Source organism: Streptomyces sp. NBC_01803 (assembly GCF_035917415.1).
Lineage (GTDB): Bacteria > Actinomycetota > Actinomycetes > Streptomycetales > Streptomycetaceae > Streptomyces.
The window spans coordinates 2898363-2924674 of record NZ_CP109073.1 but is presented as its reverse complement, the minus strand read 5'-3'; the positions used below and the strand labels follow the sequence as shown (position 1 = coordinate 2924674).

Annotated in this window: 23 protein-coding genes, 3 tRNA genes and 2 pseudogenes; 8 read left to right on the top strand and 20 right to left on the bottom strand. The window is 72.3% G+C overall.

Features of this window, described 5'->3' with window-relative positions:
• The first annotated feature begins 137 nt into the window (after positions 1 to 137).
• Both OIE51_RS12960 and bldC read left to right on the top strand, forming a co-directional pair.
• The gene (locus OIE51_RS12960) at positions 138 to 995 is read left to right on the top strand and encodes a hypothetical protein (protein ID WP_326597803.1); all 858 of its coding nucleotides are present in this window, start codon (positions 138 to 140) and stop codon (positions 993 to 995) included.
• Positions 996 to 1389: 394 nt separating this feature from the next.
• Entirely contained in the window at positions 1390 to 1596 is a 207-nt protein-coding gene (gene bldC, locus OIE51_RS12955; protein ID WP_019431930.1) for a developmental transcriptional regulator BldC, read from the top strand.
• A gap of 416 nt (positions 1597 to 2012) precedes the next feature.
• Here bldC and OIE51_RS12950 read toward each other — a convergent pair.
• Positions 2013 to 2087: transfer RNA gene (locus OIE51_RS12950), tRNA-Asp, on the bottom strand.
• A 61-nt stretch (positions 2088 to 2148) separates the two neighbouring features.
• Positions 2149 to 6108 carry an ATP-dependent RNA helicase HrpA gene (hrpA, locus tag OIE51_RS12945; RefSeq protein ID WP_326597802.1) on the bottom strand — a complete coding sequence of 1320 codons (3960 nt, stop codon included), beginning with the start codon at positions 6106 to 6108 and terminating at the stop codon, positions 2149 to 2151.
• Between the two features lie 92 nt (positions 6109 to 6200).
• Here hrpA and OIE51_RS12940 point away from each other — a divergent pair, with 92 nt between their 5' ends.
• On the top strand, positions 6201 to 7202 hold the full coding sequence (locus OIE51_RS12940) for an ABC transporter permease (RefSeq protein WP_326597801.1): 1002 nt from the start codon (positions 6201 to 6203) through the stop codon (positions 7200 to 7202).
• A gap of 16 nt (positions 7203 to 7218) precedes the next feature.
• Here OIE51_RS12940 and OIE51_RS12935 read toward each other — a convergent pair.
• A tRNA-Phe gene (locus OIE51_RS12935) sits at positions 7219 to 7292 on the bottom strand.
• A 4-nt stretch (positions 7293 to 7296) separates the two neighbouring features.
• Positions 7297 to 7371, bottom strand: a tRNA-Asp gene (locus tag OIE51_RS12930).
• Between the two features lie 314 nt (positions 7372 to 7685).
• Between OIE51_RS12930 and OIE51_RS12925 the strand changes: the two genes are divergently transcribed.
• Positions 7686 to 8375: a TetR/AcrR family transcriptional regulator gene (locus tag OIE51_RS12925; protein ID WP_326597800.1), complete on the top strand. Its 690-nt coding sequence runs from the start codon at positions 7686 to 7688 to the stop codon at positions 8373 to 8375.
• Here OIE51_RS12925 and OIE51_RS12920 read toward each other — a convergent pair.
• Genes OIE51_RS12920 through OIE51_RS12905 form a run of 4 tightly spaced genes read right to left on the bottom strand, consistent with a single transcriptional unit; the run spans position 8363 to position 11751 of the window.
• Positions 8363 to 9115, bottom strand: coding sequence for a class II aldolase/adducin family protein (locus OIE51_RS12920; protein WP_326597799.1), 753 nt, complete (start codon positions 9113 to 9115; stop codon positions 8363 to 8365). The genes OIE51_RS12925 and OIE51_RS12920 overlap by 13 nt on opposite strands.
• Positions 9116 to 9126: 11 nt before the next feature.
• Positions 9127 to 9468 (bottom strand): indolepyruvate ferredoxin oxidoreductase subunit alpha, encoded by a 342-nt coding sequence (locus tag OIE51_RS12915; RefSeq protein ID WP_326597798.1) that lies wholly within the window; start codon positions 9466 to 9468, stop codon positions 9127 to 9129.
• Complete coding sequence (locus OIE51_RS12910) at positions 9465 to 10520, bottom strand: NAD(P)/FAD-dependent oxidoreductase (protein WP_326597797.1); 1056 nt, start codon at positions 10518 to 10520, stop codon at positions 9465 to 9467. The genes OIE51_RS12915 and OIE51_RS12910 overlap by 4 nt, the downstream gene beginning before the upstream one ends.
• Positions 10513 to 11751, bottom strand: coding sequence for an aromatic ring-hydroxylating oxygenase subunit alpha (locus OIE51_RS12905; protein ID WP_326597796.1), 1239 nt, complete (start codon positions 11749 to 11751; stop codon positions 10513 to 10515). The genes OIE51_RS12910 and OIE51_RS12905 overlap by 8 nt, the downstream gene beginning before the upstream one ends.
• Before the next feature lie 86 nt (positions 11752 to 11837).
• On the opposite strand from OIE51_RS12905, the gene OIE51_RS12900 reads away from it, so the two are divergent.
• Entirely contained in the window at positions 11838 to 12695 is an 858-nt protein-coding gene (locus OIE51_RS12900; RefSeq protein WP_326597795.1) for a hypothetical protein, read from the top strand.
• A 164-nt stretch (positions 12696 to 12859) separates the two neighbouring features.
• On the opposite strand, the pseudogene OIE51_RS12895 reads toward OIE51_RS12900, so the two are convergent.
• The 7 genes and pseudogenes from OIE51_RS12895 to OIE51_RS12870 form a co-directional block, all read right to left on the bottom strand.
• Positions 12860 to 13489 (bottom strand): annotated as a pseudogene (locus OIE51_RS12895) (NAD(P)-dependent oxidoreductase); the annotation flags it as partial.
• A 60-nt stretch (positions 13490 to 13549) separates the two neighbouring features.
• Complete coding sequence (locus OIE51_RS26945) at positions 13550 to 13804, bottom strand: hypothetical protein (RefSeq protein WP_442811912.1); 255 nt, start codon at positions 13802 to 13804, stop codon at positions 13550 to 13552.
• Positions 13801 to 14724 carry an agmatinase gene (speB, locus tag OIE51_RS12890; RefSeq protein WP_442811911.1) on the bottom strand — a complete coding sequence of 308 codons (924 nt, stop codon included), beginning with the start codon at positions 14722 to 14724 and terminating at the stop codon, positions 13801 to 13803. Before speB ends, OIE51_RS26945 begins: the two co-directional genes overlap by 4 nt.
• Positions 14725 to 14884: 160 nt before the next feature.
• Positions 14885 to 15925, bottom strand: coding sequence for an ABC transporter ATP-binding protein (locus OIE51_RS12885; protein ID WP_326597793.1), 1041 nt, complete (start codon positions 15923 to 15925; stop codon positions 14885 to 14887).
• Positions 15922 to 16794, bottom strand: coding sequence for an ABC transporter permease (locus OIE51_RS12880; protein WP_326597792.1), 873 nt, complete (start codon positions 16792 to 16794; stop codon positions 15922 to 15924). The genes OIE51_RS12885 and OIE51_RS12880 overlap by 4 nt, the downstream gene beginning before the upstream one ends.
• Positions 16791 to 17642: an ABC transporter permease gene (locus OIE51_RS12875; protein WP_326597791.1), complete on the bottom strand. Its 852-nt coding sequence runs from the start codon at positions 17640 to 17642 to the stop codon at positions 16791 to 16793. The genes OIE51_RS12880 and OIE51_RS12875 overlap by 4 nt, the downstream gene beginning before the upstream one ends.
• Positions 17639 to 18766 carry an extracellular solute-binding protein gene (locus tag OIE51_RS12870; protein ID WP_326597790.1) on the bottom strand — a complete coding sequence of 376 codons (1128 nt, stop codon included), beginning with the start codon at positions 18764 to 18766 and terminating at the stop codon, positions 17639 to 17641. The genes OIE51_RS12875 and OIE51_RS12870 overlap by 4 nt, the downstream gene beginning before the upstream one ends.
• Positions 18767 to 18958: 192 nt before the next feature.
• On the opposite strand from OIE51_RS12870, the gene OIE51_RS12865 reads away from it, so the two are divergent.
• Positions 18959 to 19909: an Lrp/AsnC family transcriptional regulator gene (locus tag OIE51_RS12865; protein ID WP_326597789.1), complete on the top strand. Its 951-nt coding sequence runs from the start codon at positions 18959 to 18961 to the stop codon at positions 19907 to 19909.
• A gap of 43 nt (positions 19910 to 19952) precedes the next feature.
• Here the strand turns inward: OIE51_RS12865 and OIE51_RS12860 are convergent, their stop codons facing one another.
• Positions 19953 to 20405 (bottom strand): helix-turn-helix domain-containing protein, encoded by a 453-nt coding sequence (locus OIE51_RS12860; RefSeq protein WP_326600612.1) that lies wholly within the window; start codon positions 20403 to 20405, stop codon positions 19953 to 19955.
• Positions 20406 to 20578: 173 nt separating this feature from the next.
• Between OIE51_RS12860 and OIE51_RS12855 the strand changes: the two are divergent.
• Positions 20579 to 20902 (top strand): annotated as a pseudogene (locus tag OIE51_RS12855) (STAS domain-containing protein); the annotation flags it as partial.
• A 91-nt stretch (positions 20903 to 20993) separates the two neighbouring features.
• On the opposite strand, the gene OIE51_RS12850 reads toward OIE51_RS12855, so the two are convergent.
• Both OIE51_RS12850 and OIE51_RS12845 read right to left on the bottom strand, forming a co-directional pair.
• On the bottom strand, positions 20994 to 22676 hold the full coding sequence (locus tag OIE51_RS12850; protein ID WP_326597788.1) for an MFS transporter: 1683 nt from the start codon (positions 22674 to 22676) through the stop codon (positions 20994 to 20996).
• 102 nt (positions 22677 to 22778) lie between these two features.
• Positions 22779 to 23348 (bottom strand): PadR family transcriptional regulator, encoded by a 570-nt coding sequence (locus OIE51_RS12845; RefSeq protein WP_326597787.1) that lies wholly within the window; start codon positions 23346 to 23348, stop codon positions 22779 to 22781.
• A gap of 163 nt (positions 23349 to 23511) precedes the next feature.
• Here OIE51_RS12845 and OIE51_RS12840 point away from each other — a divergent pair, with 163 nt between their 5' ends.
• Positions 23512 to 24246 carry a hypothetical protein gene (locus tag OIE51_RS12840; RefSeq protein WP_326597786.1) on the top strand — a complete coding sequence of 245 codons (735 nt, stop codon included), beginning with the start codon at positions 23512 to 23514 and terminating at the stop codon, positions 24244 to 24246.
• Positions 24247 to 24279: 33 nt separating this feature from the next.
• Here the strand turns inward: OIE51_RS12840 and OIE51_RS12835 are convergent, their stop codons facing one another.
• Together OIE51_RS12835 and OIE51_RS12830 are read right to left on the bottom strand one after the other, a co-directional pair.
• On the bottom strand, positions 24280 to 25521 hold the full coding sequence (locus tag OIE51_RS12835) for a sugar ABC transporter permease (RefSeq protein ID WP_326597785.1): 1242 nt from the start codon (positions 25519 to 25521) through the stop codon (positions 24280 to 24282).
• Positions 25518 to 26300 (bottom strand): ATP-binding cassette domain-containing protein, encoded by a 783-nt coding sequence (locus OIE51_RS12830; RefSeq protein WP_326597784.1) that lies wholly within the window; start codon positions 26298 to 26300, stop codon positions 25518 to 25520. The genes OIE51_RS12835 and OIE51_RS12830 overlap by 4 nt, the downstream gene beginning before the upstream one ends.
• Positions 26301 to 26312 lie beyond the last annotated feature (12 nt).

The following is a 26312-nucleotide window of genomic DNA, read 5'->3' as shown; positions in this document are numbered from 1 at the left end:
GCGGATGCCCTCGGCTGGTTGGGAGGGCATTGATGAGATGAGACTACGGCGATCACGGCCTGTGGGGTGCCGCGGGTCGGGGGGACTGACACGATCGGGAAGCCGGCGACGGTCGTCGGTGAGCAAGGGAGGGTGGCGTGGCGAAGGTTCCGTACGCGGCGTATCTCAGGGTCTACGAGCCGCTGGCGGCCTTTCCCGAGCCGGAGCGCTCGTACTGGGCGGAGTACGCCCGGCGTGACCGGCTGCCCACCGCGCAGGACGAGGTGCGTCACGCGATGGGCGGGCTGCTGGCCATGCCGCCGCGGGTCGCCCCGGCTCGGGAGAGCGCGGACGCCTTCGTGGCCGCGGTGGACGGTGTGGTGTGCGTGTGCCCGTGGCGGACGCGGCTGCGTTCCTGGCAGGCCCTGGGCGAGGTGGGGCACTGGCTGATGCCGGACTCGGTGCTGGACGCCGCGCTGCCGCCGGGCGTGCGGCGGCGGGCGGCGGCCGACTACGCCAGCTGGCGGGAGCGGAACCCGGACGCCAGGCCGTGGATCCGTTCGGCGCTGTGGCACGTGCCCGTGCGGTGGTTCGCGCTCTTCACGGACGAGGAGCGGATCTTCCGCAAGGCGGGGGAGGCGGCGGCGGAGGGTGGCCCGGTGGACGAGACGGCGGCCGGGCTGCTCTACCGGACGCCGATGGTGCAGGCGCGGCGGCGGGTGGCGCGCGGGCTGCGCACGGTCCGAGAGGCGATGCCGCAGGGGCCGTTGGTCGAGGCGCTCACCGATGTGGGGCGGTGGCTGGAGGAGTTCCACCCTCGGTCACTGGTCGAACTGGACTACGGGGGGCTGATCTATACGATTTCCCCGGACCAGCTCGCGGCCGATCACTCGGCGGCCGAGGTGACCGAGGGGCTCGCGGCGCTCGCGGCGGGCGACCTGGAGCGCGCGAGCAGGGTCTACGAGGAGCTCACCGATCGCTGGATGACGATCAGGGAGCGGCAGTTCGCCAACTGATCCGGGACTAATGCCCTAAGCGTGATGGAAGGCACTGTAAGGAACTCTTGCCTTCAAGTAGTCTCCTCGTGTCAAAATAGGACAAGGAGTCCGGAGGGGTTCCATTCTCGGCAGGGTCGATGGCGAGTCATCACGCGGTGACAGTCCGTTACGGGCGAGTGACTGTCCGTTCTGGCATAGTCCAGTGGGCTTCCGCCGAGGTTGAACACCTGAGAGGGCAATTCCATCGGTTTGGCCGACCCGGCTGGACGGATGGTGTAGTTGTAGTGCCGAGGACAAGCCGTTCGTCCTATAACCGACTCGACTCGCGCCTGCCATTTCGGGCAACGCGGGTCAAGGTGCAGAATTTAGAGGAAAGAACCGTGATGGTTCGGTTCTCCCGAGGAGGCCGCTCATGACCGCTCGCACCCCTGATGCCGAGCCGCTGCTGACCCCGGCTGAGGTTGCCACGATGTTCCGCGTAGACCCGAAAACGGTCACACGCTGGGCAAAGGCGGGCAAGCTCACGTCTATCCGCACGCTCGGCGGGCATCGCCGCTACCGCGAAGCGGAGGTGCGCGCGCTGCTCGCGGGCATCCCGCAGCAGCGCGGCGAGGCCTGAGCAGGACAGCACGACCCAGCAGCAGGACAGCACGACTCAGCACGACTCAGCATGACTCAGTACGAACCGGGCGTCCGGAGCCCCCACTCCGGGTCGCTTGGCTGTAGATCGCGTCGGACTCCGCCGGGTCCGACGCGATCTTTTTATGTGTCCGTGACGTTACGTACACCCAGTGCAATTGCACATATAAAATTGGCGGGTGTCTCTACGGGGTCGAACGAGCTCAGCGCGCAACGGAGTTAGGTGACACCCGTCACACTCTACTTGCCTTGATGGTAGTAATGATCTTGCGGTAGTAAGCCTCCCGGTGGGCCCTCCTCCGCCGTCTCCGCCGCTCTTACCCCTCACGCCTACCCAAACAGAAAGCCCGGACCCCTCATGGGGGATCCGGGCTGACGTACTTCTCCTGGGACGAGCGGTCCTGACGGGATTTGAACCCGCGGCCTCCACCTTGACAGGGTGGCGAGCACTCCAAACTGCTCCACAGGACCTCGCTGCGGACGCGACTCTACCGCAGCGTAGGGGCGCGTAGCCAATCGCCCCGGCGCGGGCTCAGCGCGGAGGCGCCAGGGCGTCCACGGCCTTGATGATCCGCTTGTCGGAGATCGGATACGCGGTGCCCAGGGCGTGCGCGAAGTAGCTCACGCGCAGCTCCTCGATCATCCAACGAATCTCACCGGCCCGCGCCGGCACCGGCCGGCCCGGCGGGAACTGCTCCAGGAGCCACAGGTATTCGTCCCGCATCTCGTGGACCTTCGCCATTCTGGCGCGGTCCCGTTCGGCCTGGTGCGGAAGCTGCTGGAGCCGCCGGTCGGCCGCCATCAGATAGCGCAGCAGGTCCGGCAGCCGCCGCGCCCCGTGCTCGGTCACGAACCCGGGCCGCACCAGCGCGTTCAGCTGCTCCCGGACGTCCGCCAGCGGCGGCGCCAGCACCGGGCTGGTCAGCGAGGCCAGCCGCCGCTCGCACGCCTGCCACGCGGTCAGCACCTCCCGCACCTGCCGCACGATCTTCAGCGTCAGGTCCACGATGTCCGCGCGGACCGCGTCGAAGAGCTTGCGGAAGCCCTCCTCGTCCCACACGGGCCCGCCGTGCGTCGCGACGAGCTGATCGGCCGCGGCCGTCACACAGTCCTCGAACAGGGCGTGCACGCCGCCGTGCGGGGTGCTGGACAAGGCCAGCTTGCTCGCGTTGTCGAGCTGCCGCAGCGCGAACTTCGCGGGATCGGAGGGGAGGTTGAGCAGGAGCAGCCGGCGCGTGCCGCGCCGCATCGCCCGGTCCTGCTCGGCCTCCGTGTCGAACAGCCGCACCGCCACCGTCGCGCCCTCGTCCACCAGCGCCGGATACGCCTTCACCGGCTGCCCGCCGCGCCGCGTCTCGAACGTGCGCGGCAGCGTGCCGACCGTCCAGGAGGTGAGCCCGGTGCGCTGCTCCAGGGCCGGCTGGTCCCGGCTCGCGGCGGCCGTGAAGGCGCGGTCGAGGGCGGCCCGCGCGTTGGGCCGCAGCCGCACCTTCAGGGCGTCCAGGTCCTTGCTCTCGGCGTTCTCGCCCAGCTTTCCCCGGCGTTCGTCCACCACCCGGAACGTGATCCGCAGATGGCCGGGGATCCGCTCCTCGTCGAAGTCCTCGGGCGCGATCCGCACTCCGGTCATCCGGGTCAGCCCGCGTGCCAGGGCGCCGCGCAGTGACTCGGCGGTCGGCTCCGGCGTCTCGCGCAGGAAGCGCTGCGCGAAGTTCGGCGCGGGAACGCAGTGCCGGCGCAGTGGTTTGGGCAGCGAGCGGATCAGCTCCGTGACCAACTGCTCGCGCAGGCCCGGGATCTGCCAGTCGAAGCCGTCGGGGGTCGCCTGGTTGAGCACTTGGAGCGGCACGTGCACGGTCACGCCGTCGGCGTCCGCGCCCGGCTCGAACTGGTACGTGACGGGGAAGGTGAGCCGGCCCTGGCGCCACGTGTCGGGGTAGTCGGCCTTGGTGATGTCCTGCGCCCGCTCGTTGATCAGCATCGACTTCTCGAAGCTGAGCAGGTCGGGCTCCTCCTGGCGCTTCCGCTTCCACCAGGCGTCGAAGTGCGCGCCCGACACGACATCGGCCGGGACGCGCTGGTCGTAGAAGTCGTAAAGCGTCTCGTCGTCCACCAGGATGTCGCGGCGCCGGGCGCGGTGCTCCAGCTCCTCGACCTCCTCCAGCAGCTTCCGGTTGTCGTGAAAGAACTGATGGCGCGTCCGCCAGTCGCCCTCGACCAGCGCGTTGCGGAGGAAGAGGTCCCGGGACGCCTCCGGGTCGATCCGCCCGTAGCTGACCTTGCGCTGCGCCACGATCGGCACGCCGTACAGCGTCACCCGCTCGTACGCCATGACCGCCGCCTGCTTCTGCTCCCAGTGCGGCTCGCTGTAGGTCCGCTTCACCAGGTGCCCGGCGAGCGGCTCGATCCACTCCGGCTCGATCCTGGCGTTGATCCGCGCCCACAGCCGGGAGGTCTCCACCAGCTCGGCCGACATCACCCAGCGCGGGGGCTTCTTGAACAGCGCGGAGCCCGGGAACACCGCGAACTTCGCGCCCCGGGCGCCCAGATACTCGTGCTTCTCGGTGTCCTTCAGGCCGATGTGCGACAACAGCCCGGCCAGCAGCGACTGGTGGAGGAGCCGCGGATCGGCGTCCTCGCGCTCGTCGTTCAGCTCGATGTCCAACGACCGGCCCACCGTACGGAGCTGCGCGAAGATGTCCTGCCACTCGCGTATCCGCAGGTAGTTGAGGAACTCGGTCTTGCACATCCGGCGGAACGCCGAGGACGACAGCTCCCGTTGACGCTCGCGCACATAGCGCCACAGGGCCAGGAACGCCAGGAAGTCCGACTCCTCGGCCGGCCCCTCGCGGAACCGCGCGTGCTTGGCGTCCGCCTGCTGCTGCTTGTCCGCCGGGCGTTCGCGCGGGTCCTGGATCGACAGCGCGGCGGCGATCACCATGACCTCGCGGGCGCATCCGTTGCGGTCCGCCTCCAGCACCATCCGCGCCAGCCGCGGGTCCACCGGCAGCTGCGCCAGCTTGCGGCCCATCGGCGTCAGCTTCGCGCCGTCCAGCGCGCCCAGCTCCTCCAGGAGCTGCACGCCCGCCTTGATGGAGCGGTGGTCGGGGGGGTCGATGAAGGGAAAGCGCTCGATCTCGCCGAGCCCCGCCGCGTTCATCTGGAGGATGACGGAGGCCAGGTTGGTGCGCAGGATCTCGGCTTCGGTGAACTCGGGGCGGGAGAGGAAGTCCTCCTCCGTGTACAGCCGGACGCAGATGCCGTCGCTGGTCCGGCCGCAGCGGCCCTTGCGCTGGTTGGCACTGGCCTGCGAGACCGGCTCGATGGGCAGCCGCTGCACCTTCGTGCGGTGGCTGTAGCGCGAGACGCGGGCGGCGCCGGGGTCCACGACGTACTTGATGCCGGGGACGGTCAGCGACGTCTCGGCGACGTTGGTGGCCAGCACGACCCGGCGTCCCGGGTGCGGCTGGAACACGCGCTGCTGCTCGCCGTGCGACAGGCGGGCGAAGAGCGGCAGCACCTCGGTGTGCCGCGGGTTCCGTTTCTCCAGCGCGTCGGCCGTGTCCCGGATCTCGCGCTCGCCGGAGAGGAAGACGAGGATGTCGCCGGGGCCCTCGGCCTGGAGCTCGTCCACCGCGTCGCAGATCGCGGTGATCTGGTCGCGATCGGGTGCCTCGCTGTCCTCCTCCAGCAGCGGCCGGTACCGGACTTCGACGGGATACGTCCGCCCGGACACCTCGACGATCGGGGCGGGGCGCCCCTCGGCGTCCCGGAAGTGGCGGGCGAAGCGCTCGGGGTCGATGGTGGCCGAGGTGATGACGACCTTGAGGTCGGGGCGGCGGGGGAGGAGCTGGGCGAGATAGCCCAGCAGGAAATCGATGTTGAGGCTGCGCTCGTGGGCCTCGTCGATGATGATCGTGTCGTAGTGGCGCAGCTCGCGGTCGTGCTGGACCTCCGCCAGCAGGATGCCGTCCGTCATCAGCTTGACCAGAGTGTTGTCGCTCGCCTGGTCGGTGAACCGGATCTTGAAGCCGACCGCCTCGCCCAGCGGCGTCCTCAGCTCATCGGCGACCCGCTGCGCGACGGTGCGGGCGGCGATCCGGCGCGGCTGGGTGTGGCCGATCAGCCCGCGCACACCGCGGCCGAGCTCCAGGCAGATCTTGGGGATCTGCGTCGTCTTGCCCGAGCCGGTCTCCCCGGCCACGATCACCACTTGGTGGTCGCGTATCGCCGCCAGGATCTCGTCCTTCTTCTGGCTGACCGGGAGCTGCTCGGGATAGGTGATCGCGGGCACGGCGGCGCGACGGCGCTCGATGTGCAGCTCGGCTGCGTCGATCGCCTCGGCGATCTGGGAGAGCGCCGCCTGCTGGGCGGCCGGCTTGCGGATGCGGCGCGCTCCGTCGAGGCGGCGGCCGAGCCGCCGCTGGTCGCGCGCCATCAGTCCGGGCAGCCGCTCGGCCAGGGCTGATACGGGGGAGGGATCGGTAGACATACGCACTCAAGCGTCTCACCTCGACGTGGCCGGCGGCGAGCCGTTATCGCACTGGGCGTGTTGGGGGTGATTTAACCCCTTATCGTGGTGATGTGACTGGAATCCGGGAGAGGCTGCGGCACTCGCCGTACCTCCCCGCCGCCGTGGTGGCGCTGATCGTCGCCGCCTCGGCCGGGCTCTTCGCCGGCTCGTACACCTATGCGATCACCAATCCGACGCCGAGCGAGGTTCCGGTGGCCGTTGTCGGGGAGGCGGCGGAGCGGCGGCTCAGCGACACGTTCATCAGCGCGCTGGAGCGCCGCCTCGACACCACGCTGGAAACGCACTCCTACGCACGCTATCCACAGGCTGTGGACGCCGTGGAGGCGCAGCGCGTCTTCGCCATCGTCCGCGACAGCGACCCCGGTGGCGACGGCGTGGCGCTCGACACCGCGAGCGCGGCCGGCGCCTCGGTGGCCGAGCTGCTGGCCGCCGAGGCGCGCCCCGCCGCCCGCTCGGCCGGTGTCGATCTCACCATCGAGGACATCAAGCCGCTCTCACCGGGGGATCCGAGGGGCCTCGCCCTCTTCTACGTCTCCATCGCGGCCGTGATCGTCGGCTTCCTGGGCACGGTGCAGCTCAGCGTGCAAGCCGGCGCCCTCAGGCCGGGCGAGCGGATCGCCTTCACGGGGGGCTACGCGGTGCTCGGCGGCCTGGCGATCGCGGCGGCGGTGGACTGGGCCCTGGACGCGGTGCGGCTGCCGTTCGCGCAGTCGTGGGGGATCCTCACGCTGACCATGTTCGCCTCGGGCATGGTCTTCACGATGTTCAACACCCTGGTCGGACGCTGGGCGATCCTGCCGACCTGGGTCCTGATGGTGATGCTCGGCAACCCCTCGTCGGGTGGCGCGGTCTCCTGGCCCCTGCTGCCGTCGGTCCTCGGCGCGATCGGCCGCTGGCTGATCCCGGGCGCCAGCGTGAACGCCCAGCACACGGCGGTCTACTTCAACGATCACCAGCACCCGCAGCCCTACCTGGTCCTGACCGGCTGGGCGGCACTGTCCTGCACGGTCTTCTGGGTGTGGCGACACCGCCACCCGGGGGGCAGGGAATGAGAGGAGAAAGAAGAGGTGGCTGGGGCCGGGGTCGAACCGGCGACCTTCCGCTTTTCAGGCGGACGCTCGTACCAACTGAGCTACCCAGCCGGAGCGGTCCTGACGGGATTTGAACCCGCGGCCTCCACCTTGACAGGGTGGCGAGCACTCCAAACTGCTCCACAGGACCCGGCTTGTCGCGATCGCCCGGATGCCGGGCCGATGTCGCTGAAGCAGCCTATCACGGTCGGACAGGCCCCGTTTCGGGGTCGTGCGGGGCCTGCCCGGGAGGGGGGACGGGGTGTCGGACCGGACGGCCTCGCGGATCAGGTCCATGCCGTCGGCGGGCGTGAAATATCCCGTTCGCCGCTTCTTCGCGGCTGTCGGGCGGCGTGGAACGTAGCATTGCCGACCCATGTTCGGCATTGTCGAATGCGAAGGGGGTGTTCCGTCGAACGGGCGGGCGCCGCTCGGGCCTCGGCGCGCTCGGGCGATGATGGGGGCATGAGTGACCAGGTGCCGATGCGGGAGCGGATCCTCGTGGAGGCCGCGCGGTTGTTCGCGCGGGTGGGGTACCGGGCGGCGTCGACGCGGGACATCGCGGCGGCGGTCGGGGTCCGGCAGCCGTCGCTGTTCCACCACTTCCCGTCCAAGGCGTCGATCCTCAGCGAGCTGCTGGCCTACAGCTATGGGCCGACCGTCCGCACCTGCGAGCATCTGGCCGCGCTGCCGGGGCCGGCCGCGCCCCGGCTGTACGCCTACGTCTCCTGGGACTTGACCTACATCCACCGCTCGCCCTACGACCTGCACGGGCTGCACACCGACGAGGTGCTCGGCGACCCCGCGTTCGCCGCCTCGGAGACGCTCGCCGAGCGGCTGCACGCGGGACTGCGGCGCATCGTCGCGCAGGGGGCGGAGTCCGGCGAGTTCGTCGTGGTGGAGCCGAGGCTCGCGCAGGAGATGATCACCGGCGTGCTCCTCGCCAACATCCGCGTGCGCCAAGAGGGCTGGGCCGGCGGCCCGGAGCGCGCCGGTGAACTGGCCGAGGCGGGCGCCTCGTTCGTGCTGCGCGGGCTGCTGCCCGGCGGCGACCGGGCGTACGCGGCGGTGCGGGACGCCGGCCGCGCGCTGTGGCCGGCGCTGGAGTGGCCGGCCGGCGCGCCGCGGTCCGGGCGGCCCGTTCAGTCCGCGTAGTCGGGTGCGACCCGTTCGACCAGGCGGAGCAGCGCGGCCCAGGCGAGGTCGTAGGCGTCGTCGTCGGTGTAGTCCGAGTCGGCCTCGCCTTCGCCGGTGAGCTGCCGCGCGGCGTACTCGCAGACGTCGGGCGGCGGAACGGTCAGCGCGGCGCCGCCGGCCTGGGCGGCCAGCTGGATCTCGCACGCCTTGTCCAGGTAGTACATGCGGAGGAACGCCTGGGCCGCCGTGGCGCCCACGGTCAACAGGCCGTGGTTGCGGAGGATCAGCGCCGGGTGGTCGGTCAAGTCCGCCACCAGCCTCTCCTGTTCGGCGAGGTTGAGCGCGACGCCCTCGTAGTCGTGGTAGCCGACACGGTCGTAGAACTCCAGGGAGATCTGGTTGAGCGGCAGCAGGCCCCTCTCCTGAGCGGCCACCGCGCAGCCGGCCCGGCTGTGGGTGTGCAGAACGCAGTGGGCGTCGGGGCGGGCGGCGTGGACGGCGCCGTGGATGACGAAGCCGGCCGGGTTGACGCGGTGTCGGGTGGCCTCGACGGGCCGGCCGTCGAGGCCGATCTTGACCAGGTTGGAGGCGGTGATCTCCTCGAAGAGCAGGCCGTAGGGGTTGATCAGGAAGTGGTGGTCGGGCCCGGGCAGCCGCAGGGAGATATGGGTGAAGATCAGGTCCGTGAGCCGGAAGTGGGCCACCAGCCGGTAGACGGCGGCGAGTTCGCGGCGCAGTCGCTCTTCTTCCTTTTCCATGGGGAGTCCCATCAGGCGTTCGGCGGGAGGACGGTGACGAGCGCCGTGTCGACGCCCGCCGGACCGGTGTGCTGAGCGCCCTCCGGGCTGCCGAGGGGCTCGGCGCGGCCGGGCAGCGGCTCGTAGAAGAAGCGGCGGGCGTCGGCGACATGGGGCAGGTCCTGGTCGGGAACGGCGTGGGCGTCGCTGATCGCGCCGACCGGGCAGGCGGACTGGCACAGGCCGCAGTCGATGCACTCGTCGGGCTGGATGTAGAGCTTGCGGTCGCCTCGGTAGATGGCGTCGACCGGGCACTCCTCGACGCAGCTCATGTCGTGGACGTCGACGCAGGCGCCGCCGATGACGTAGCTCATGCCGGGATCTCCTGGAGGTGGGGCCGGGGTGGGGGCTGGGGGCGATCGCTGCTGTGGCCGGGGGCGAGTGGCTGGGCCGGATCGAGGGCGATGGCGGCGTTGTTGACGGCGGTGGCGACCTCGCCGAAGCCGACGCTGATCAGCCGGACTTTCCCCGGGTAGGTGGCGATGTCGCCGGCCGCGTACACGCCGGGTCTGCTGGTGCGCATCCTGCTGTCCGTGACGACTCGGCGTTCCCGCAGCTCCACCCAGGTGCGCAGCGGACCCGGGTCGGCGAGGAAGCCGAGCGCGGCGACGACGGCCTGCGCGGGGAGGCGGGTGACAGTGCCGTCCACAACCGAGCGGACCTCGACGGCACGCAGCGTGCCGCCGTCGTATCCGCCGCGCAGCGCGGTGAGTTCGCTGTTGAGCAGCAGCGGGAGCGCCTCGTCGGCGTGGAGTTGGACGACGGTGGCGGCGTGCGCGCGGAACGTGTCGCGCCGGTGGACCAGCGTGACCGACCGGGCGATGGGCCGCAGCGCGAGGCACCAGTCGAGCGCGCTGTCGCCGCCCCCGACCACGACGACGTCCTGGTCGCGGTGGGCGCCGGGGTCGGGCACGAAGTAGTGCACGCCGTCGCCCGCCCAGTCGGCCGCGGCGGGCAGCGGCCGGGGTTGGAAACGGCCGACGCCGGCCGTGATCACCAGGGCGCGGCAGCGGACGGCGGTGCCGTCGGAGCAGCCGATCCGCAGCCCGCCGTCCGGTTCGTCGTGGAGGGTGACGGCCTGGCGGCCGAGCAGGTAGGCCGGGTCGTACGCGGCGGCTTGCTCCAGGAGCCGGTCGACCAGCACTCGGCCGCGGACGCGGGGCAGACCGGCGATGTCGTAGATCCACTTCTCCGGGAAGAGCGCGGCGATCTGGCCGCCCGGCTGCGGCAGGCTGTCGAGCACGGCGGCCCGCAGGCCGCGGAAGCCCGCGCAGTACGCGCCGTACAGGCCGGTGGGGCCGGCGCCGACGAACAGCAGGTCGTAGAAGGGGACTTCGGGGTGGGAGTCGGGATGGGAGTCAGCCACGGTCGGCTCCTTCCGTCCCAGCCGCCCTGACGTCGGTGAGGGCCTCGGCCACCAGGAGCTGGAAGCGGGCGGTGACCTGGTCCCAGTGCGGCACGAGGTGGCTGCGGTCGGCGGCGGGGGAGTGCCGGCCGCGCTGCATCCGTTCGAGGATGGGCACGTCCTGGTCGTTGACCTCGAACAGCACCTGGCACAGCGCGGCGCGGGCGTCGGCGTACGTGTCGGTCGCGGCGGCGGCGTCCACGAACACCGCCAGGTGCTCAACGGTCTGGCCGGGGGCGACGGGCTCGTAGCCGATGACCTGGAACCAGTCGGCCTCCAGGAAGACCAGGGCGTTGGGGAAGACACAGAAGATGTCCTGCCGGTCGGCCATCTCCTGCGGCAGGTCGTCGGCGAACAGCGGCAGCGGCGTCTCGGTCTTGCGCGCCTTGCCCATGGCGCCGCGCGGGTAACAGCCGCCGAGGATCCGGTCGGACAGGACGACGTCGTCGATGTCGAGCGCGGCGGTGGCCGGGCCGACCTGGGGGTGGACGAACGGCAGGTGGTAGTAGTCCAGGAAGTTCTCCACCACCAGCTTCCAGTTCGCGGCGATGTCGTAGCGGCGCTCGGCGGCCAGGTGCAGGCGGTCCAAGCCGACGGGCTGCCAGCGGCGGCGCAGCGGCGCGAGCAGCTCATCGGCCGACGTGCTGTCGTGCTCGTCCAGGTTGACCAGGATCATGCCCGCCCACTCGGTGTGCCGCACCGGAAGCAGGCCGAGGGCCGCGCGGGTCTCGTCGTCCGGGGCCGAGTTCTTGGTGCGGGCGAAGTAGGGCGTGCCGCACAGGGATCCGTCGAGCTCGAAGGTCCAGGAGTGGTACGGGCAGCGCAGCCGGGAGCGGGTGCTCGGCTCCTCGGACAGGACCAGGCCCCGGTGCCGGCAGACGTTGTGGAAGACGCGCAGCGTGCCGTCCTTGTCGCGGGCCAGCAGCAGGGGGCGGCCGGCGACCGTGATGGGCCGGGAGCTGCCGGGGGTCGCCACCCAGTGCTCGAACCCGGCCCAGACCCAGCGGCGTTCGAAGATGGCGCGGGTCTCGGCGGCGAACACGGCGGGGTCCGTGTAGGCGTCGGCCGGCAGGATGCCGCGGCCCACCGGACGGCCGTCGAGGGGGCCGGGGAACGGGGGCGCGGGCTGGGCGGACGCCCGCGGGGACGGGTCCGTCTGGGCCGTCCGGGTGGGCTGGGTGGGTGCTGCCATGGGCTCCTCCTGAGCTCCCTATCGATTGATAGGCTACGGTGACTTTAATCGGCCGGTCCGGATTTGTCGACAGGAGACTCAGCGTCATGACGCAGTCGCAGCAACAGACCCTCGCCGTCTTCCAGTCGTTGTGGGCCATGGAGGGGCTGCCCTGGCGGACGGCCGAGCCCTGGCCGCTGCGGGAGCGCGTGGCCCGGGTCGCGGGCGCCGGATTCGCCGGCGCGGCCGTCGATCTGGGCGCGCGGGAGGCGCCCGCCGCCGCCGAGATCGGACCGCTGCTGCGTGAAGCCGGGCTGCGCTGCCAGGTGTTCGCGTTCGTGGGAGAGGGGCGTCCGCTGGAGGCCGCGCTCGCGTACGCGGCGGAGGCGGGCGCCGAGCGGGTGGTGGTCTGCGGACAGGTCTTCCCGGCGACGGTGGCGGAGGCGGCGGTCATGGTGCGGGAGTGGCTGGCGCGGGCCGGGGACGCCGGGATCGCGGTCCAACTGGAGACCCACCGCTACACGGTGACCAACGATCTCGGCTTCACGGCGCGGTTGCTCGCGGAGGTGCCCGAGGTGGAGCTGTCCGTGGACCTCTCGCACTACGTGGTGGGCAACGAGCTGCCGGACGGCCCCGATTCGCGCGTCGAGGAGCTGGTCGGCCTGCTGCTGGACCGGGCCGGCTCGCTCCAGGGCCGGGTCGCCACCCGGGGCCAGGTGCAGGTGCCGCTCGGGTTCGCACAGCACCGGGCGGCGGTTGAGCGCTTCCGCGCCTGGTGGGCCCGGGGCTTCGCGTCCTGGCGGGCGCGGGCGGGCGCGGGCGACGAGTGCGTGTTCCACTGCGAACTGGGCGCGGTGCCCTACGCGATCACCGGTGCGGACGGTGCCGAGCTCTCCGACCGCTGGGCGGAGGCGCTGCTGTTGAAGGAGTGGGCGGAGGAACTGTTCGCCGCCGCCGGGTCGTAGCCGCGCGCCGCCCGGGGGCGCGAACGGTCGGCCGTCTCGGTCCGGCGGGTCGGCGGGGGCCTGGTCGGGTGGTCGGCGCGGCGCTGCCGGGCGGGCGGCGTGCGCGGTCGCCCGGCTGGGCTCGCTGTCGCTCGCCGGGCGGTCCGGGGCCGGAGGCTCGGCCGTCATGGTGTCGGGGAGGCGACCGCGGCGGGGGGCTTCCGGCCCCGCAGCGCGGCGGCCACGTTCCGGGCGGCTTCGGTGAACGGGCGGGTGGTCGCCTCGGGGGAGTACCAGGCGGCGTGCGGGGTGATCACGACGCCGTCCAGAGTCGGCAACGGGTCAGTGGGGAGCGGGGGTTCGACGCGGAGGACGTCCAGGGCCGCGCCCGACAGATGGCCGGTGCGGAGGGCGGCGGCCAGGGCCTCGTCGTCCACCAGATCGCCACGGGCCACGTTCACCAGGCAGGCGCCCCGTTTCATCGTGGCGAAGGCCCGTGCGTCGAACAGGCCGCGCGTCTCCGGCGTAAGGGGCAGGTGCAGGCTCACCACATCGGCCTCCGCGAGGACTTGAGGCAGCGTGTCGCGCCGCTCCACGCCGCAGGCGTCGAACGTCCGCGCCGGGCGGCCCGGGTCGTAGGCCGTCACCCGCATGCCGAGCGCCGTCGCCCGCCGGGCGACCGCCTGGCCGATCCGGCCGAGGCCGGCCAGGCCCAGCACCGTGCCCGCGATCCGGCGTGGGGACGCCCGGCGGACGTCCCAACTCCCAACCCGCACCGAGCGGTCGAGCGCAGTGATGCCTCGGACCAGGTCGAGGACGAAGGCGAGGGTGTGGTCGGCGACCTCCTCGGTGCAGTACCCCGCGCTGGCCGTGACCTACGCGCCCGCCGCCGTCACCGCCGCGACCGGGACGTGGTCGTACCCGGTGGAGGTGACCGCGACGATGCGCAGGTCGGGCAGGGCGCGGACCTGGGCGGCGGTCAGCGGGGTCTCGGGGCCGAGCAGCAGGGCCACGATCCCGGGGCCGGACGGAACAGCGTCGGCCGTGAGCACCTCGACCGGGAGACCGGCCAGTTCAGCGGCGACGTCCTCGGCCCTGCCCCAGGCGTCGAGCAGCACGACGCGGTTCATGAGGCGCGCGGCGCCATCGCGCTCAGCAGCTCGTAGCCGACGTGCGCGGCGGCGATGCCGGTGAGCTGGGCGTGGTCGTAGGCGGGCGAGACCTCGACCACGTCCGCCGACACCAGGTTGAGTTCCCCGAAGACCCGCAGCACGGTGAGCAGTTCGCGGCTGGTCAGGCCACCCGCCTCGGGGGTTCCGGTGCCCGGGGCGTGCGCCGGGTCGAGGACGTCGATGTCGACCGAGACATAGACCGGGCGGTCCCCGACGCGGGCGCGGACCCGTTCGATGACACCCGTGATCCCGTCCGCCTCGATCTCCGGGCAGCTCACCGCCGCGAAGCCGAACCCCCGGTCGTCCACGAGGTCCTGCGGGGAGTACAGCGGGCCGCGCAGTCCGACGTGCATGCTGGCTTCGCCGTCGATCAGCCCCTCCTCCCAGGCCCGGCGGAACGGCGTGCCGTGCGTGTACGCGGTGCCGAAGTAGGTGTCCCAGGTGTCCAGATGGGCGTCGAAGTGGACGACCGCGACCGGCCCGTGCCGTCCGGCGACGGCCCGCAGCAGGGGCAGCGCGATGGTGTGGTCGCCGCCGATGGTCAGCAGCCTGGTGCCCGTGCCGATCAGGTCGCGGGCGCCGCGTTCGATCGTGCCGACGGCCTCCTCGATGTCGAACGGATTGCAGGCGATGTCGCCCGCGTCGGCCACCTGCATGGCGGCGAACGGGGAGATGTCGACGGCCGGGTTGTAGGGCCGCAGCAGCCGGGACGCCTCCCGGACGTGCGCCGGGCCGAACCTGGCGCCGGGCCGGTAGCTGACGCCGGTGTCGAACGGGACGCCGACGACGGCGACATCGGCCCGCGTCACCTCGTCCACACGGGGCAGCCGGGCGAACGTCGCCGGGCCGACGAAGCGCGGGACACGGGAGGCGTCCACGGGGCCGATCGGGACGGTGGCGGGGACAAGGGGAACGGGGGGAACCGTGGGCTCAACGGGCAAGGCGGGGCTCTCTCTTCGGCGCGGCTCGGTGCGGCTCGGTGCGGCTCGGCGGGGGGCGGCGGGGGGCGGCGGGGGTTGGCGGGGCGGGCAGGGGGGCTCAGGCGGCGATGGCCGCGCCCGGCTCGGGGCACAGGGTGTGGAGGACCCGGCCGCGGTAGGACACGTGGACGCGGTCGCCGGGGACGGGCGTCGCGGGCAGCTCGCTCGGCACCACCGTGGCGAGGAGGTCGAGAGGGCCGGCGGTGACCGTGAGCCGCAGGCGCGGGCCCTGGTAGACGACTTCGGTGACCGTTCCCGCCAACCCCTCGCCCGGCTCGGGCGATACGCGCAGGTCCTCGGGGCGGATCACCGTGGTGCCGTCGCGGTCCCCCTCCACGGGCGCGCCGAGGGCCTCGACGCGGCCGTCGCGCACGGCCAGCAGGTTGGCCTCGCCGAGGAAGCGCGCCACGAAGGCGGTGGCGGGCCGGTGGTACACCTCATCCGGGGTGCCGACCTGCTCGATCCGGCCACCGTTCATGATCGCGACGCGGTCGGACATGGACAGCGCCTCGGTCTGGTCGTGGGTGACGGCCACGGTCGTGACGCCGGTCTCGCGCTGGATTCGCTTCAGCTCGATCTGCATCGCCTCGCGCAACTGCTTGTCCAGCGCGGCCAGTGGCTCGTCGAGCAGCAGCAGGGCGGGCGAGAAGACGAGGGCGCGGGCGAGCGCGACGCGCTGCTGCTGGCCGCCGCTGAGCGAGCGGATGGGCCGTGGCCCGGCCTGCGGGAGATGGACCAGCTCCAGCGCCCGTGCGACGAGCTCCGCGCGCCGCCGGGCGGGGATCTTGCGGGCCAGCAGCGGGAATTCGACGTTCTTCGCGACGGACAGGTGCGGGAAGAGCGCGTAGTTCTGGAAGACGAAGCCGATGTCGCGCTGGTGGGCGGGCACCGCGTCGATCGGGCGGTCGCCCAGCAGCACATGGCCGGAGACCGCGGCGGCGAAGCCGGCCAGCACGTTGAGGGTGGTCGTCTTGCCGCTGCCGCTCGGGCCGAGCAGGGTGACAAACGCCCCGGCCGGGACATCGAGGCTGACGCCGTCGAGAATCCGGTTGCCTGACAGGTCGACGGTGAGCCGGTCGATGGCGACGGCGACGCTCATGAGGTCTTCCCTTTCTTTTGATGCGACGCGGCCTTTTGATGCGACGCGGCCTTGCGGCTCGGCGCGGACTTCCGGGTCCCCGCGGCGCCGACCGCCAGGGCGCCGCCGAGGAGGGCGAGGGCGAGGCCCATGATCAGCGTGCTCACGGCGGCGATGTCGGGGGACGCGCTCTGCCCGGCCGCCAGCCAGATGTGGGTGGGCAGGGTCTCCTGGCCCGGCGGGCTCAGGTAGTAGGAGAGGACGGACTCGTCGAAGCACAGACCGAAGGCGAGGATCGCCGAGCCGATCACGCTCCGCGCCACCAGCGGCAGTTCGACGCGCAGCAGGACGGAGGGCCAGCGATGCCCGAGGCTGAACGCGGCGCGGGAGAGCGCCGGATCGACGCCCGCCAGGCCCGCGGTCACGGTGAGGTAGACCATCGGCGTGGCGAGCGCCGCCTGGCCGAGCATCAGCGTCCGGATGCCCGCCTGACCGCCCAGGTCCTCGACGGCGAGGTAGAGGCCGAGGGCGAGGACGAGTTGGGGCACGACCATCGGCGCGATCAGGGCGGTGCGCAGCAGCCGCCGGCCGCGCGTCATCCGGCGCAGCGCGAACGCGGCGGCGGTGCCGGCGACGGACGCCAGCAGCGTGGCGACGGCGGCGACGCGCAGCGACAGCGTGAACGAGTCCTGCCAGGCCGGGTCGTTGAACACGTCGGTGAACCAGCGGGTCGACCATGTCTCGGGGGGGAAGGTCAGATAGGCGCTGCCGCTGAACGCGATCGGCACGATGACGAGCAGCGGCGCGAGCAGGAAGCCCCCGGCCAGACAGCCGACCGCCACGAACAACGCCCGGGAGCGCGGCAGGGATTGGCGGAGTTCGTCGCTCACAGCCGCTCCCACTGTTCGCCGATGCGCAGATACCGGTCCGCGATCAGGTAGATGGCGAGGATGGCCAGCAGCAGCACCACGCCCATCGCGGCGGCGCCGCCGAGGTTCTGGAGCCGGCCGAACTCGGTGCCGATGACGATGGACACGACCTGGTCGCCGGGGCCGCCGAGGAACGCGGGGGTGACGTAGAAACCGAGGCTGAGCACGAAGACCAGCACCGCGCCGGCCAGCGAGCCCGAACGCAGCGCGGGCAGCACGACCTTGCGCAGCACCAGCAGGTCGCCGCCGCCCAGGCTGCGGGCGGCCCGCAGCTGGGCCGGGTCGATGGCGCGCAGGCCCGCGTAGATGGGCAGCACCATGTACGGCAGCATCACGTGGACCATGGCGGGCAGGAGGCCGGGCGTCGTCTGGTACAGGCCGAGACTCTCGCCGTCGGCCGACAGGCCCAATCGCTGGACCAGCTCGTCCAGGGCGCCGCCGGGCTGGAGGGTGAGCACCCAGCCGTAGGTGCGCACCAACAGGGAGACCCAGAAGGTCAGGAAGAGCACGGCGGTGAGCAGCCGCCCGAGCCAGGCGGGGGCGAGCGCGAGGGCCAGCGCGTAGCCGGTGCCGACCAGCCAGCAGACCGCGGTGACCACCGCCGACAGCCACAGGGTGCGGGCGGTGGCGCCGATGAACAGGTCGCTCTCGAAGGGCTCGGTGAGGACGCCGGCCGGTCCGTGCGTGGACCAGGCGGCGGCGATCAGCGCGACCAGCGGGCCGGCGAGGCCGACGGCGAGGAGGAGCGTGGGCGGCAGCAGCAGCCACCGCGCGCCCGTTCCCGTGCGAGCCGTCGCCGTCCGGCTCATTCGGCTATCCAGGAGAAGAACCGCTCGACGTACTCGGTGTCCTGGCGCGCGGCGGCGGGCACGTCGACGGTGACCTGGACCTCGACGTTCTCCGGCGCGCTGGGCTGGAGGGCGCGCTCCTCGTCGGTGAGCGAGTCGAACGCGGCGGAGACGGTCGGTCCGAGGTACAGCGTTCTGGCCGTCCACGCCTGGGACTCGGGCGTGGAGAGGTAGTCGATGAGGGCGTTGGCCGCGTCGGCGTGCTGCGGCTGCTGCGGCATCGCGAAGCCGCCCCAGGGGTAGAGGATCGCGTCCTGGTAGGTCCAGTCGACCGGCTGTCCGTCGTTCTTCAGCTGGATCATGCGGCTGTTGGCGGTGGCGATCATCGACGCGCTGCCCTGGGTCATGTACTGCTGGCCCTGGGCGTAGGAGTCGTAGTAGACGAGGTCGTCCTTGATGGTGTCCAGCTTGGCGAACGCCCGGTCCAGGTCCAGGGGATAGAGCTGGTCGGCGGGCACGCCGTCGGCGAGCAGGGCTATCTCGGCGGTGCCCGCGTAGATCGACTTGGGGAACGCCCGCTTGCCGGGGAAGCGGCGGGTGTCGAAGTAATCGGCCCAGGTGCGGGGGGTGGCGTCCAGATCCGTGGACCAGCCGAGGACGACGCTGTAGGCGTAGCTGCCCGCCGCGTAGTCGCGGTACCGCTCGTCCACCAGGTCGCAGCGGCGCACCCAGGGGGCCAACTCGCCGGGCGGCGTGCCCTGTTCGATCAGTGCGGCGATGGAGTACCCGTCGAAGTCGATCATGTCCCACTCGGGGGTGCCCGATTCGACCATCGAGACGAACTTGCCGTAGTCCCACGCGGCCTGGACGACACGCGCGCCCGACACCTCGGTGAACGGGCGGAACTGCTCGCTGTCGCGCAGCTCGTAGGTCTCGCCGCCGAAGCCCGCGACGACCACTTGGCGGGAGGTGAGCCGCGGCCACTCGGCGTCGACGCCCTCGGGCGCGGCCGACGAACCGCCGGACCCGCCGGAGGAGTCGGACGAGCCACAGGCGGTCAGCAGCGCCGGTCCCGCCGCGGCGCCGCCGAGGACCAGCGACATGCGCGACAGGAACTCGCGGCGGGAGGATCTGGAACGGTTCACGGGGCGTCTCCTCGCAGGTGGACGAATCTGCTTCAAATGAGCGCTTGTCACTGCCGATTCAGAAGAAAACTAACCACACGTCTCACATATGGACAGCAAAAAGGGCGTTAGTGATGCAGTTTTTACCGCAGTGAAACAGCGAGGCCACGGGCCGTCGCCGGGCCGGTACGCCGGGCGTGCACAATGCGGTTCATGACTCCGCTCGCGCCTCAACCGGACGTCGATCCGGTCGACATGGCGCTCCTCGAAGAGATGCGGCGCGACGGCCGCGCCACGTACGAGACGCTCGGCCGTCTCCTCGGCCTGTCCCGCGCCGCCGCCCGCACGCGGCTGCGCCGGCTGTTGGACTCCGGTCTGGTGCGGATCGTCGGTGTCGTGCACCCGTCCGTCTTCGGCCTGACCGCGTACGCGCACGCGGCCATCGCGGTGGACGGGCCGGTCGGCCCGGTGGCCGAGCGGGTGGTGGCGCTGGACACCGCGCCGTTCGTCTCCGCGGTGACCGGCCGGTGGGCGCTGGTGGCCGAGCTGCGCTGCCCGGACCGGGCGGCGCTCGCGGAGGACATACGGCGCATCGCCGCGCTGCCGGGCGTGCGCCGCGTCGACACCACGGTCTACACGGAGATCCTCAAGGACGCTTACTTCCCGCCGCAGGACTCCGCGCACACGCCGATGCCCATCGATGACACCGACCGGGTGCTGCTGGCGGAGCTGCAACGGGACGGCCGCGCGCCGTTCGCCACCCTCGGCGAGGCGGTGGGTCTGTCGCCCGGCGCCGCCCGCACGCGGGTGCTGCGCCTGCTGGAGGCGGGCGCGGTGCACGTCGGCGCCCGCGTCTACCCGCAGGCGCTGGGGCTGGCGCACCACACGGGCTTCGAGCTGACCTTCGGCGACGGCGCCGAGACGGCCGTCGAGCGCATCCGCACGCTGGACCGCGTGCAGTACCTCGCGACGGCGATAGGGCGCTGCGACGCGGTCGGCACCCTCACCGGATACTCGGCGGAGGATGTCTTCCGCTCCCTGGAGGAGCTGCGTGCGACGCCCGGAGTCCGCACGGTGGAGTCGTGGACGCACCTGTGGGTGGTGAAGGAGTCCTACGACCGCTCGCCGCTGACCGCGAACGGGCGGGCGGGAGAGGAAAACTGAGACCGCCGCCGGGGCGGGGCGCGACGGCCGGCGGGGGAGGGGCTCAGACGGCGGTGGGACCGGCCACCTGCTCGGCGACGCGGCCGATCTTGGCGAGCCGGGCCAGGGTGGGCCGCGACAGCACCTCTCCTATGTCGTGCAGCGCCACGATCAGCTCCTCGACGCCGTCCAGCGGAGCGTCCTTGGCGTCGTGCAGGAGGATCCCCCGGTACTCCTCCGGGGTGACCCTGCCGCCGGGGAGGTCGATCCCGGCGGACGCGCCGGACTCCGGCTCGGCGAGGAAGAGGGCGGGCACCGAGGTGTCGAGGACCAGGGCGATCGCGGCCAGCTCGGCGGCGGTGAAGGCCCGCCGCCCGCGCTCGGCCTGGTGGACGGCCTGGCGGCTCCACGGCCTCTCCAGATACCGGCCCAGCGCCTCACCCAGCTGCGACAGTGACATCCGCCGTGACTCGCGGAGGCGTGCGATCTGCGATCCGATGGCCTCTTCCACCCGCATCCTGATTCCCTTCGTGTCAGTCGCTGTCATCTTCCATGATGACGGTGATGCTCGGACATTGACAACTGCTGGCGAGTCGCAGTAGTGTAACTCCAAGGCATGCGCTGTCATTGTATGGAATGACAAGGGGGTGGCCCGTGGGACGCAGGGAGACGGACGTGCGGGATTTCCAGGTGGAGCCGATCGCGGCGGGGGACGATCGCGCGGTGCTCCGGATCGTGGGCGAGATCGATGTGTACACCGCGCCGAGGCTGCGCGAGCAGGTCTTCGACCTGGCCGGGCGGGGGACCGTGCACATCATCGCGGACATGCGGGGGGTGGAGTTCATAGATTCGACGGGCCTGGGCGCCCTGGTCGGCGGCCTCAAGCGGCTGCGCACCAGCCAGGGGACGCTCTCGCTCGTCATCGACGCCGACCGGATTCTCCGGGTTTTCCAGGTCACCGGTCTGACGCGGGTCTTCCCCTATCACTCGTCGCTGCCCGAGGCCATCGCGGCGGACGGGTGCTGGCGCGGTGCCGTCGAGGACGGGGGCCGCAGCGTCGAGGAGTGGTGCCGGGAGCACAGCCTGTTCTGAGCCGGCCCCGCTCTCACGGGCGGCCCGGTCCGGCGGGCGTGGTCTCGTGCGGGGCGTCGGGGGCGCCGGGGGCGTCGGGGGCGTCGGGGGCGTCGGGGGCGTCGGGGGCGTCGGGGGCGTCGGGGGCGTCGGGGGCGTCGGGGGCGTCGGGGGCGTCGGGGCCCGGGGCGGTCCGGGTGGCCTGCGGTGTGGAGCGGGTGAGGCCCAGCGCGGCGAGGGTCGCGAGGGCCAGCATGACGACGCCCGCGGTGAGGAAGGCCACGTTGAGCGCGTCGGTGAACGCGCCGCCGACGACGAGGCGTTGGGCGGCGGTGGACAGCCCGGGCACGGATTCCGCGGGCGCGAGTCCGCCACCGGAGGACAGCGCCTCGATGGCGGCGGCCCGCGCCTCCGGCGCCAGTCCCAGGCCGTTGAGCCGGTCCGCGATGCCATCGGCCTGCCGGGCGTGCACGAGGGCGCCCAGCACGGCGACGCCGAGCACGGCTCCGAGCTGGCGGCCGGTGTTGCTGGTGCCGGAAGCCAGACCACTGCGCTCCCGGGGCACGGACGCGACCGCGGCGGCGGTGAGCGGCGACAGCGCCAGCCCGAATCCGAGGCCGACCAGGGCCAGCCGCCACCACACCGCGCCGTACGCGCTGTCGCCGTGCACGGCACCGAGGGCGGTCAGGCCGGCCCCGGCGGACAGCAGGCCGGCGGTCACCGGCAGCCGGTAGCCGTACCGGGCGGCCAGGCGCCCGGCCAGGGGGCCGCACACCAGGATCCCGGCCGTGGTGGGCAGCGTCCGCACCCCGGCGTCGAACGCCGAGCAGCCCTGCACCATTTGGAAGAACTGCGAGAAGAAGAAGGTGGTGCCCAGCAGACCGAACCCGACGCCGAGGATGGCGGTGTGGGACACGGTGAACAGCCGCTCTCCGAACAGCCCGAGCGGCAGCATCGGCTCCGGCGAGCGGGCCTGCGCGATCACGAACGCGGCCAGCAGCACCGCCGCCGCGCCCAGGCAGCCCGTGGTCGTGCCCGAGGACCAGCCCTCGTCGCCCGCGTTGATCAGCCCGAAGGTCAGCGTCCCGACACAGGCCGTCGCCAGGAGCATGCCCGGCGGGTCCAGCCCGCGCCGGCGGGGGGCGCGGGACTCGTCCAACACCCTCAGTCCGAGCACCAGCGTGAGGAGGCCGACCGGCAGGTTCACCAGGAAGACCGCCTGCCAGCCGAAGGAGTCGACCAGCGCCCCGCCGAGCAGCGGTCCGGCCGAGAGACCGAAGCCGCTGATCCCCGCCCACAGCCCGATCGCGCGGGCCCGCTCGCGCGGCTCGGTGTAGGCGGAGGCGAGCAGCGACAGGCTGCCCGGGCTGAGCGCGGCGGCCCCGGCGCCCTGGAGTGCGCGCGCGGCGATAAGCCAGCCCGTGCCGCCGGCCAGCCCGCACAGCACGGAGGCGCAGGTGAAGACTGCCAGTCCGGCGAGGAACAGCCGCTTCCTGCCGTAGCGATCGCCGATCGCTCCGCCGGTCAGCAGCAGGACGGCCAGCGCCAGGACGTAGGAGTCGACGATCCACTGCAGGCCGGTCAGGGGGGTGGAGAGGTCCCGCTGCATGTCCGGGAGCGCGGTCATGACGATGGTGTTGTCCAGCAGCACCATGAACTGGCCGAGACACGTCACGGCCAGCACGGATGCCCTCTTCCGGCGTCCGGCGTCGGACACGGGAACCCTCCTGTCGGCAGGGTGAGGCCACGGTCCGGATCAGACGGTCCGGACTCAACAGTTCAGACTAGACCGTCCGTTGTGGAGCGTTGAAGGGCGCGTTCAATCCAGCAGGCTCCGCCAGAAGGCGAGATGCGCCTCTTCGATGCACACCGCGATGGTCAGCACCCGCCGCCGGGCGGTGTCCTCCGGGGTGTCGGTCAGCTCCTCGGCCCGCCGCCGGTAGTCTGCCAGGCGTGCCCGGTGCGCCTCCCCCTGCCGCTCGGCCAGGCGGCGCACGCCCTCCTCGTCGCCGAGGTCGGCGAAGGAGAGCTTGAGCAGCGCCGGGTCGCGCAGTTGCGCGGGCTCGGTCCCCGGGTCGCCGAGCCACTCGTCGAGCACCCTGCGCCCGGCGGGCCGCAGATGGAATGTGCGGCGGCGTCGGCCGCCCGGTTCCCGCTCCTCGCTCAGCAGCCCGCCGCGCGCCAGCCGGTCCGGCTCGCTGTAGAGCTGGGCGTGCGGGAACGACCAGAAGGGCCCGACCGACTCCCCGGACCTGATCTTCAGGGCGTACGGAGTCATCGGTCCGTGCCGGGCGATGAGGCCGAGGACCAGATAGGAGGAAGGGCTCAGGGACAGCGGCTCCGCGCTTCCCTCCGGGGAGGGACCGCGACCGGCAGCCGGTGAACTCATACGACGCATCCTAGAACGTGTGGCCGGTGCGGGCCGAAGTCCATGTTCGCCGCGGGTCCTTCGTCGCGCGACGGAGACCTTTCCCGAAGGGGGCGCCCACCTTCCCTTGTGCCGCTAAGGTGTTCGCTACCCCACGGGTCCGTCGCACAATGGATCGGGAGTCATGGACGACTGCAGCACCTGCCGCCGAGCGCTCGATGGCGCCGCGATATGCCCCGATTGCGGTGCGGCGCCCTCCCCGGCCGGGGAGGTGGAGGCGCCCGCTCTCCCCGCGTTCCCAGGGTTCCCGGCTCTCCCGCCGGACGGCACGGCGACGCACATCGTTCCCCTCGATCCCGACGAGTCCCCGTGGGCCGCGGGCCCCGCGCTGTTCGACGAGGGCACCGGCCGGAAGGCCGGGGACGCCGACGAGCCCCGCCCCGCCAGAACCCGCCTCCTCTACGTCGGCCTGCTGTGCGGCGTCCTGCTCGGCATCGTGTTGGCCCGGGCTGACGAGATGCCGATCCCGCTCAACGACTCGGCCAGCAGCGCCGAGACGCAGTCGTTGCCCACGTCGGCCCCCACCCCCACCCCCACCCCCACGCCCACCCCCACGCCGACCCCCTCGCCGTCGACCAGCAGCCCCGAGCCGTCACCGTCGCCCTCGCCGGCCGAGACCACGCCCGAGGAGACCGAGGAGCCCTCGGAGAGCCCCGCGCCGCCGCCGCCCCCACCCCCGCCCCCGCCGACCGAGGCGGTGGCCGAGGAGCCCACCGAGCGGCCCGACCCCCCGGAGCCGGAGCGGACCACCCCGCCGCCCGAGCCGGAGCCCTCGCCCACGCCGACCGGGCCGGAGGATTTCCGGTGGCCCAACAACGAGGGTGACTGCCTCGTCCAGGTTTTCTTCGTCTGTTTCTGATCCGGTCCGCCTCCGACGCTGGGCCGCGCCGTCTCAGGCCCGGCCGCGGGCCTTCCGCAGGTGTCGGGACAGCGAGTCGACGACCACGGCGGCGAGCAGTACCCCGCCGGTGATCATGAACTGGACGGCCACCTGGATGCCCAGGAGCGCCATGCCGGAGGCGATCGACTGGATCACCAGCACGCCCAGCAGCGCCGACCAGGTCGAGCCCCGCCCGCCGAACAGGCTGGTGCCGCCGATGACGGCGGCGGCGATGACGTTGATCAGCAGGCTGCCGCTGCCCGAGGTCTGGCTCACCGAGGCGATGCGCGAGGCCAGGAACAGCCCGCCGATCGCGGCCATCACCCCGGCGATCATGAAGACGGACAGGCGCACGCCCGGCACGTTCAGCCCCGCGCGGCGGGCCGCTTCCATACCGCCGCCAAGGGCCAGGATCGCCCGCCCGTAGGACGTGCGGCGCAGCACGAAGTCGAGGCCGACGACCACGGCCAGGAAGATCATCAGCGCCAGCGGCAGCCCCTGGAACGCCGTGAGCACCCAGGCCGCCGCGCAGACCAGCACCGCCAGCACGCCCGTGCGCGCCACGATCTCGCCGAACGGCCGGTTCGGCAGACCGGCGGACGCGCCGCGCCGCGCCTGCCGCCAGGAGACGAGGAAGTACCCGGCCACCGCGACCGCCGCGACCCCGAAGGCGGGGGCGGCACCGCCGAAGTAGTGGTTGGTCAGCATGGCGACCAGCCCCTCGTCGTCGATGTTGATGGTGCCGCTGGGGCCCAGGATCTGGAGCATCAGACCGTTCCAGGCCAGCAGACCCGCCAGGGTGACGACGAACGCGGGCACGCCGACCCGCGCCACGAAGAATCCGTGGACGGCCCCGACCGCCGCCCCGAAGAGCACCGCGAGGACGGCGGCAAGCCACTCCGCCATGCCGTTGTTCACGTTCAGCACGGCGAACACGGCCCCGCACAGGCCGCTGACCGCGCCGACCGACAGGTCGATGTCCCCGACCAGCAGGACGAAGACGATGCCCACGGCGATCAGGCCCATTCCGGCGATGTCGACGCTGAGGTTGGACAGGTTGCGCGGCGACAGAAAGGCGGTGTCCAGGGCCTGGAAGGTGATCCAGAGCGCGGCGAGGCCGGCCACGACCGGCGCCGAGCTGAGGTCGCCGTCGCGCGCCCTGCCTCCGAGCTCCCGGAAATAACCCCGCACGCCGCGTTCGCGCGTGATCAGGCGCGGATCGCTGGCGGTGTCGGCGGAGGCGGCGGTCTTCACGGCCACGTCCGTACGGCGCGCATCGCGGTGTTGTCGGTGGCGCCGGTGATCGATGAGGTGATCTGCTCCTGGGAGGTGGTGTTCACGTCGAAGAAGCCGTTGTTGCGACCCAGCCGCAGCACCATGACCTGGTCCGCGACGGCCTTCACGTTGGCCAGGTTGTGGGTGATGAGCAGCACCGCGAGCCCCCGGTCGCGCAGTCGCTCGATGAGGTCGAGGGCCTGGACGGTCTGCTCGACACCCAGGGCCGCGGTCGGCTCGTCCAGCAGCACGGCCTCGGGCTCGCCGAGCAGGGCCCGCGCCAAGGCGACCGTCTGCCGCTGCCCGCCGGACAGCGCGGAGACCGGCACCCGCAGGCTGGGGATGCGGATGACCAGCGTGGCCAGCAGCTCACGGGCGCGGCGCTCCATCTCGACCTCGTCCAGGACGCCGATCCGGCGGATCTCGCGGCCGAGGAAGAGGTTGCCGACGACATCGAGGCTCTCGCACAGCGCGAGATCCTGGTACACGGTCGCGATGCCCAGCTCGCGGGCGTCGTACGGGCGGCCGACGCCGACCGGACGGCCCTTCCACTCGATGACGCCCTCGTCGGCCGGGTCCGCGCCCGCGATCACCTTGACCAGCGTGGACTTGCCGGCGCCGGTGTCGCCCACCAGGGCCGTCACCTCGCCCGCGCGCAGCTCCAGATCGACGCCGGCGAGCGCCTGGACGGCGCCGAACCGCTTGGAGACCTGGCGCACCCTCAGCAGGGGCTCGGGGGCTGGTGACACATGAACCACCTTTCGGCGCGG